We start from the raw sequence: 6,900 nt of genomic DNA on the forward strand, positions 1-6,900 counted from the left end.
CTGGAACCGCCATGGCCAAGCTTGGAACTCCGTTGTCCCCCTCCGCCACCCGCGTGCTGCTGCTGGGCTCGGGCGAACTCGGCAAGGAGGTGGCCATCGAGCTGCAGCGGCTGGGCGTGGAAGTGATCGCCGCTGACCGCTACGCCGATGCCCCGGCCATGCAGGTCGCCCACCGCTCGCACGTGATCGACATGCTCGATGCGATGGCGCTGCGCGCCCTGATCGCCCAGGAGCAGCCACATCTGGTGGTGCCGGAGATCGAGGCCATCCATACCGAGACCCTGGTCCAGCTGGAGCAGGAGCAGGGCCTGCGGGTGATCCCGACTGCGCGCGCCGCACGCCTGACCATGGATCGCGAAGGCATCCGTCGCCTCGCCGCCGAAACCCTGGGCCTGCCGACCTCGCCCTACCGCTTCGTCGATACCGAGGCCGAATACCGCGCTGCCGTGGCCGCCATCGGCCTGCCGTGCGTGGTCAAGCCGGTCATGTCGTCCTCGGGCAAGGGCCAGAGCACCCTGCGCAGCGAAGCGGACATCGCTCCGGCCTGGGAGTACGCACAGACCGGTGGCCGTGCCGGTGCCGGCCGCTGCATCGTCGAGGGTTTCATCGACTTCGATTACGAGATCACCCTGCTGACCGTGCGCCATGCCGGTGGCACCTCGTTCTGCGCGCCGATCGGCCATCTGCAGAAGGACGGCGACTACCGCGAAAGCTGGCAGCCACAGCCGATGTCGAGCGCGGCACTGGCGCGTGCCGAAGAGATTTCGCGTGCGATCACCGACGACCTTGGCGGCTGGGGCCTGTTCGGCGTCGAGCTGTTCGTGAAGGGCGACGAGGTGTGGTTCAGTGAAGTGTCACCGCGCCCGCACGATACCGGCCTGGTGACGCTGGTATCGCAGGAGCTGAGCGAGTTCGCGCTGCACGCGCGCGCGATCCTCGGCTTGCCGATTCCGGTGATCCGCCAGAGTGGCCCGTCGGCGTCGTGCGCGCTGTTGGCACACGGCGAGGGTGTGCCGTACTTCAACAATGTCGCCGCCGCGCTGCAGGTACCGGATACCGCCGTGCGCCTGTTCGGCAAGCCGAGCGTGCATGGCCACCGCCGCGTCGGTGTCACCCTGGCGCGCGCGGAAAACATCGACGAAGCACGCGCCGTCGCGCGTGATGCCGCCGACGCCATCGGCGTCGAACTGCGCCCCTGAAAAAGGAGCGACGACCAACGGTCGTCGCCTACCGAAACCCGGTGGGTACCGACCGTTGGTCGGTACGCTCAACGTGCAGTCGACTCTACCGCACGTCCACCCACACCAGATGGTGGTCGCTGCCGTCGGCGATCTTCGCTTCCGGGCTTTCATTGGCCGGCCAGAAAATGCCGCTGCCCACGTACTCGAAACCGGTCGAGGGCAGCACATAGTCCAGGCGCATGGTGCCGGACTTCGGGCCGAAATCGCCGGTGGCGTGGAACGGTGCGCCCTTGCGTTCGATACCCTTGGCCGCATAGGCCAGGCTGGTCTGCTCACCGCCGACGCTGCGCGGGGTGGGGTAGCGCAGCACGCGCGCGTTCTCGATCAGCTCGACGATCGCCTCGTGGCGGCCATCGCCATCGACCGGGTCGTTGTTCAGATCGCCGAGGATCACGAAGCGCGCGTCCTGCGCCAGGCCGCCACACTGGCCCTTGTCGTCGCACAGCCAGGGCTTCTCACCCTTGGACAGGTATTCCTGCCACAGGCGCAGTTCGTCGTGGTTACGTGCCGCGTTGCGCTTTTCCGGGCCGTCGAACACCGGCGGCGTCGGATGCGAGACCAGCGCGTGGACCACGCCGCCCGGGGTTTTCACCGGTACGTCCCAATGCGACTTCGAGGACAGGCGCAGCTGCGACCACACGTGGTCGTTGTAGAAGCTCTGGCCGGTACGCGGATCGACCGGGCGGATGGCACCGGGCATCGCACTCCACTTCAGCAGCTGGAAGCTGCGCACCTTGGTTTCATCGATCGGGTAGCGCGACAGCACCAGCATGCCGTACTGGCCCGGGTGCAGGCCGTAGCCCCACGCGTCATTGCCACGGCCGCGGCCTTCGCCGCCGACCACGCCGTTGTTGTCCAGGTCCAGGCCGCTGGGCACACCGGTGTTGACCGGCGCCAGGTAGCGGTAGGCAAAGTGCAGCGGCTTGCCGCCGCCGGGCTGGGCGACTTCCAGGTAGCGCTTCTGGAACAGGTCGGCGGCGCGATGGGCATCGTCGAAATCAAATTCGTTCAGCAGCACCAGGTCCGGGCGCACCTGCTGCAGCACGGCGGCGATCTTGCGTGCGTGCTCGCTGTCGCCCTCCAGTTCCTTGATCAGGCCACCGGCATCATCGGAGTACAGCGACGTGTTGTAGGTGGCCAGGCGCAGCGCAGTGGACGGCTTCTCAGTCATCGCGGGGGACGTGGCAAAGGCGGGGGCGGTGGCGCCGCAGAGCAGGGCCAGGGCGAGGATCAGGGGTTTGGCGTTCATCCCCCTATTCTGCACCCGGCCCGGTGTCAGCGGTTTGTCAGCGCCCGTCCAGTTCGTTGTCGAAATCGTGCCAGCGGCGGCCGTCGTAGGCCTCAAGGGGATGGAAGCGGCGCTTGTAGTCCATCTTCTGGTGCCCGCGGATCCAGTAGCCCAGGTACACGTGCGGCAGACCCTCGCGGCGCGCCCACTCGATCTGCTGCAGGATCGCGAAGGTACCCAGCCCGCGCGCGGCGTGGTCCGGGTCGAAGAACGTATAGACCGCCGACAGGCCATGCTCGGTGACGTCGGTCACCGCCACCCCCAGCAGCTGGCTGGGCTGGCCGTCGTGGCCGGGCAGGCGCATCTCCATGAAGCGGGTGTGCGACCAGCTGCCGATCAGGAACTGCTCGAACTCGTGCGGGCCGTGGTCGTCCATGCCGCCATTGGCGTGGCGGTGGGTGAGGTAGCGGTGATACAGCGCGAACAGGTCGTCGCGGGCGGTGGCGGCAGTGATCCGCACCTCCAGGTCGTCATTGCGGGCGGCACAGCGGCGCTGGCTGCGGTCCGGGGCGAAGCGCGCCACCGGGATCCGCACCGCCACGCAGGCCTGGCAGTGCGCGCAGTGCGGCCGGTAGACCAGGTCGCCGCTGCGGCGGAAGCCCCAGCTCAGTGCCAGCGGGTACAGGCCACCCAGCCGGCGATCGTGCGGGTCCAGCACCAGGTCGCGCGCCACCCGGTCGGACCAGTACCCGCAGGGGTGCTCGCCGGTCTGGAAAAGTCGCAGTTCGTCGTCTCTGTCGCCATGTATCGCCATGGGCACAGCATAGCCCCAGCCTGTCGCAGAGGCGGCGACTGTCCGGCGGATGAATGGAATCGGCAGTGGCGTCAACCGACGTCGCGCCCGGGCGTTGTTGTCCCCCGAGGGTGAAGTGATCACCCCGACGCTGTTCCCATCCCCAGGAGTGACCTCATGATCCGTACCCCCCTGCTGCTGGCCCTGCTGCTGGGCACCTCCGCTTCCGGAATCGCGCTGGCCGCCGACACCCCGGCCATGCCCGCGCAGCGCCCGGCCAAGCTGGACACCAATGGCGACGGCGTGATCGACCGCAGCGAGGCGGCTGCCAATCCGCGCCTGGCCGCGAAGTTCGACGAGCTGGACAAGAACAAGGACGGCAAGCTCTCGCGCGATGAGCTGCCGCGCTGGCAGCATGGCCGCCGTGGCCACGGCGGTGAGCGCTGGGCCAGGCTGGACGTCAACAAGGACGGCCGCATCAGCCGCGACGAGGCCAAGGCCGATCCGCGCCTGGCTGCGCGCTTCGACCGGCTCGACCTCAACAAGGACGGTTACCTGGACAAGGCCGACCGCGAGCTGCGCATGAAGCAGCATCGTGATGCCTGGTTCGCTGCCGCCGACACCAACAAGGACGGCCAGCTGAGCAAGGCCGAGTTCGACGCAGCCAAGGGCCCGATGCACGGCGGCCCGCGCCAGGGCGGTCCACGCGATGGCGGCGCACCGAAGCCGCAGCGCTGAGTGTCAATGCGGTGATCGGAGACAACGCCGGCGCAGTGCCGGCGTTGTCGGTTACAGATGGCCGTTGCGCATCAGCACATACACCACCAGGGCGATCACCAGCAGGTTCGCCCCGATGATGCCGGTGCGACCGTACATGGATTCGAATTTCCAGTTGGTTCCGCGGCGCCCACGCCGCGCCGAATCGCGCGCGATCATCGGCGCCATCACCCTTTGCAGCGGCACCAGGCACTGGTAGTTGACCACACCCAGGCCCAATGCCAGCAGCAGCATCTGGCTCCAGATCGGAGCCTGCAACAGTGCCGCCAGCAGCATCGCCAGGCACCAGACCAAGCCAGTACCGGTGTTGAGGCGGACAAAGTGCCGAACCTGCGCGCGTTCGCGTTCGGTCTCGGTATAGGACATCAGGAAGCGTGCACCGAGGTAGCTGCCGATCGCGCCGCCGGCGACACCGGCGAGGATCGCCCCCCAGCTTGCCACTGGCAGCACATGCAGTTGGCCGAGCGTGGCGGTCAGGGTGCCCATTGCGGTACCACCGGCTACGCTGGCGCCGCCCAGGCCGAGCTTGCTGCCACCGATGCCGACGCCGGTGCCGAGCAGGATCGCGGCGCTGGCGGTGCCGGGCGCGGCCACCAGCATCATCGACACCACGGCGGTGGCGAAGGCGGCGCTCGGCGCGCTGCTGCGGGCGAATTCACCGAAGCGCTGCAGCAGGCCGTCGCGCACCAGCGCGCGCGCGCGCGAAAGGCGCTTGCGCACGGCGGCGTCGCTGAGCCCGAGCAGGTCGGCCACCTGCTGCGAGCGCTGGCCTTCGCGGTAGTACAGCAACAGGACTTCGCGGCTGTCGGCGGGCAGGGTGGAGATGATGTCCTCGGCGGCGATTTCTTCCTCCACCCGCTGCAGGCGATCGGCTGCGCCCGGGGACGGATCTGCGGCCATCCCCATCGCCACCTCGGCCGCCTCGCCGGTCAGTGGACGGCCACGCTGGGCGCGCAGCCAGTCGCGGGCCAGGTTGCGGGTGATCTGCCGCAGCCAAGGCAGGAAGCTGGTCGCGCTGCGTAGCTGGTGCAGCTGCTGCCAGCCCTTCACAAAGGCCTCCTGGGCGATGTCCTCGCTGGCCTGGCGGTCCCGGGTGATGGCCAGCGCGATGGCGGTGACCGTGTTCTGGCAGGCCAGCACGATGCGGCCGTAGGCGTGCTGGCAACCGCTGGCGGCGGCGGGCAGTTCGCGTTCCAGGGTCTGGTCGATCGATGCGGCGAACGTCGTCATGGCGGCGGCTCTCCTGCGGGGATTGTGTCCCATGACGGAGCCGCGCGCGAAGTGTGACCAGCATTCTGTGCGGTAGTGCCGGCCGCTGGCCGGCATCCTCATGACAAAAAGGGGACGGAGGGGATTAAGTCGTTTGTGCCACAAACGACTTAATCCCCTCCGTCCCCTTTTTCACCCGCGAATCACTTCGAGGGCTGGATGCGGACCCGGACTTCGTCCTCTTCCGGGGCGGCCTGCGGGGCCGGTTGCGCCTGCTGCGGCTGGGCCTGCGGGGCGGGTGCCGGGGCACCACGATGGCGCAGGCCGATGACCAACGCCACGCCAGCAATCACCACCAGCAGGGCGATGCGGATGCGCCAGGCCCAGCTGCGGCCGCCGCTGCCCGTTTCAGGCGCGTCGCGGAAGGCGAACTCGGCCGTGGGGTGGTCGCGGCGGGTGGTATCGAGCAGGCGCGCCTCGCGCAGGATTTCGCGCGCGCGCGGCTGATCGTCGGCACGCACGATCCACACCGCCGGATAGGCGTTGGCGTTGCCCAGGTCGGTATAACTGAACTGGCCGCGGCGGCGGGTCTTGTACGAGCGCCCGTTGGTCACCTTGACCTCGATGCCATGCCCGCGCAGGAGCTCGGCCACGCCCTCGACGGTTTCCACGCGCTGGCTGCTGAAGATCTGGCGCATGGGTTTACTCCTTGGCCGGCACGGCAGCGGCCGCAGCCTGGTCCGGAACGACGCGGATCAGGCCTTCCTGCGCGGTGCTGGCCACCAGCACGCCGTTGCGGGTGAAGAACTGGCCGCGGGCCAGGCCGCGCGAATCCTGCGCGCTGGGGCTGTCCAGCGAATACAGCAGCCAGTCGTCGGCGCGGAACGGGCGGTGGAACCAGATTGCGTGGTCGAGCGAGGCCATCTGCACGTGCGGGTGGTAGTAGCTGATGCCGTGCGGGAAGGTTGCCGTGCCCAGCAGGTGGAAGTCGGAGGCATAGGCCAGCAGCGCCTGGTGCAGCTCCGGTGCATCGCCGACCGGCTCGCTCAGGCGCAGCCACACCTGGTGGTAGGGCGGGCGCTTGGGCGGGTTCAGTTCGTCGCGCGGGTAGACGTGGCGGAACTCGAACGGGCCGCCACGCGACAGCCAGCGCTGCACCTTGATCGGCAGTCGCTCCAGCACCTCGGCCGGCAGCGGGCGATTCGGTTCGATGTCTTCCGGCTGCGGCACCTCGGGCATCTTGTGCTGGTGCTCGGCGCCGGTCTCGGCCTGCTGGAACGAGGCCGCGCAGAAGAAGATCACCTTGCCGTGCTGGATCGCGGTGACCCGTCGCACCGAGAAGCTGCCGCCATCGCGGGTGCGGTCCACGTCGTAGACGATCGGGTGGTCGATGTTGCCGGCGCGCAGGAAGTAGGCGTGCAGCGAGTGCACGTGACGGCCATTGTCGACCGTGGCCTGCGCCGCAGCCAGTGCCTGGCCCAGCACCTGCCCACCGAACACGTACTTGGTGCCGATGTCGCGGCTCTGCCCGCGGAACAGGTTGTCCTCCAGCCGCTCCAGCGTGAGCAGGTCGATCAGCTCGGAGACGACGGGTTCGGGCGTGTCGTTCAAGGGGGCGGCCACAGCAGTGAAGAGGCCCCGATTATACCGGT

The 6,900-nt window shown here is 68.6% G+C and carries 7 protein-coding genes; 2 read left to right on the forward strand and 5 right to left on the reverse strand.

Annotated elements, in window-relative coordinates:
* The first annotated feature begins 11 nt into the window (after nucleotides 1-11).
* Entirely contained in the window at nucleotides 12-1,199 is a 1,188-nt protein-coding gene (gene purT, locus ROV93_RS14285; RefSeq protein ID WP_072166926.1) for a formate-dependent phosphoribosylglycinamide formyltransferase, read from the forward strand.
* 85 nt (nucleotides 1,200-1,284) lie between these two features.
* On the opposite strand, the gene ROV93_RS14290 is transcribed toward purT, so the two are convergent.
* Together ROV93_RS14290 and ROV93_RS14295 are read right to left on the reverse strand one after the other, a co-directional pair.
* Nucleotides 1,285-2,490 carry an endonuclease/exonuclease/phosphatase family protein gene (locus tag ROV93_RS14290; RefSeq protein WP_072166924.1) on the reverse strand — a complete coding sequence of 402 codons (1,206 nt, stop codon included), beginning with the start codon at nucleotides 2,488-2,490 and terminating at the stop codon, nucleotides 1,285-1,287.
* A 37-nt stretch (nucleotides 2,491-2,527) separates the two neighbouring features.
* Complete coding sequence (locus ROV93_RS14295; protein WP_061480378.1) at nucleotides 2,528-3,283, reverse strand: arginyltransferase; 756 nt, start codon at nucleotides 3,281-3,283, stop codon at nucleotides 2,528-2,530.
* A 156-nt stretch (nucleotides 3,284-3,439) separates the two neighbouring features.
* Between ROV93_RS14295 and ROV93_RS14300 the strand changes: the two genes are divergently transcribed.
* The gene (locus ROV93_RS14300) at nucleotides 3,440-4,000 is read left to right on the forward strand and encodes an EF-hand domain-containing protein (RefSeq protein WP_061480377.1); all 561 of its coding nucleotides are present in this window, start codon (nucleotides 3,440-3,442) and stop codon (nucleotides 3,998-4,000) included.
* Nucleotides 4,001-4,051: 51 nt separating this feature from the next.
* On the opposite strand, the gene ROV93_RS14305 is transcribed toward ROV93_RS14300, so the two are convergent.
* The 3 genes from ROV93_RS14305 to tesB all read right to left on the reverse strand — a co-directional run bounded on the left by ROV93_RS14305 (nucleotide 4,052) and on the right by tesB (nucleotide 6,859).
* Entirely contained in the window at nucleotides 4,052-5,269 is a 1,218-nt protein-coding gene (locus tag ROV93_RS14305; protein WP_061480376.1) for a sigma-70 family RNA polymerase sigma factor, read from the reverse strand.
* Nucleotides 5,270-5,451: 182 nt separating this feature from the next.
* Nucleotides 5,452-5,946 carry a pathogenicity-like protein gene (locus tag ROV93_RS14310; RefSeq protein WP_072166922.1) on the reverse strand — a complete coding sequence of 165 codons (495 nt, stop codon included), beginning with the start codon at nucleotides 5,944-5,946 and terminating at the stop codon, nucleotides 5,452-5,454.
* 4 nt (nucleotides 5,947-5,950) lie between these two features.
* On the reverse strand, nucleotides 5,951-6,859 hold the full coding sequence (gene tesB, locus ROV93_RS14315) for an acyl-CoA thioesterase II (RefSeq protein WP_005412623.1): 909 nt from the start codon (nucleotides 6,857-6,859) through the stop codon (nucleotides 5,951-5,953).
* Between the last annotated feature and the right edge of the window lie 41 nt (nucleotides 6,860-6,900).

The sequence above is a fragment of the Stenotrophomonas maltophilia group sp. msm4 genome (assembly GCF_032025605.1).
Classification (GTDB): Bacteria; Pseudomonadota; Gammaproteobacteria; order Xanthomonadales; family Xanthomonadaceae; genus Stenotrophomonas; species Stenotrophomonas sepilia.

Excerpts from the sequence above, each read along its gene's own strand:
- ROV93_RS14290 (WP_072166924.1), bottom strand. The coding sequence starts at position 2,490 with ATGAACGCCAAACCCCTGATCCTCGCCCTGGCCCTGCTCTGCGGCGCC.
- ROV93_RS14310 (WP_072166922.1), bottom strand. The coding sequence starts at position 5,946 with ATGCGCCAGATCTTCAGCAGCCAGCGCGTGGAAACCGTCGAGGGCGTG.
- ROV93_RS14305 (WP_061480376.1), bottom strand. The coding sequence starts at position 5,269 with ATGACGACGTTCGCCGCATCGATCGACCAGACCCTGGAACGCGAACTG.
- ROV93_RS14295 (WP_061480378.1), bottom strand. The coding sequence starts at position 3,283 with ATGGCGATACATGGCGACAGAGACGACGAACTGCGACTTTTCCAGACC.
- purT (WP_072166926.1), top strand. The coding sequence starts at position 12 with ATGGCCAAGCTTGGAACTCCGTTGTCCCCCTCCGCCACCCGCGTGCTG.
- ROV93_RS14300 (WP_061480377.1), top strand. The coding sequence starts at position 3,440 with ATGATCCGTACCCCCCTGCTGCTGGCCCTGCTGCTGGGCACCTCCGCT.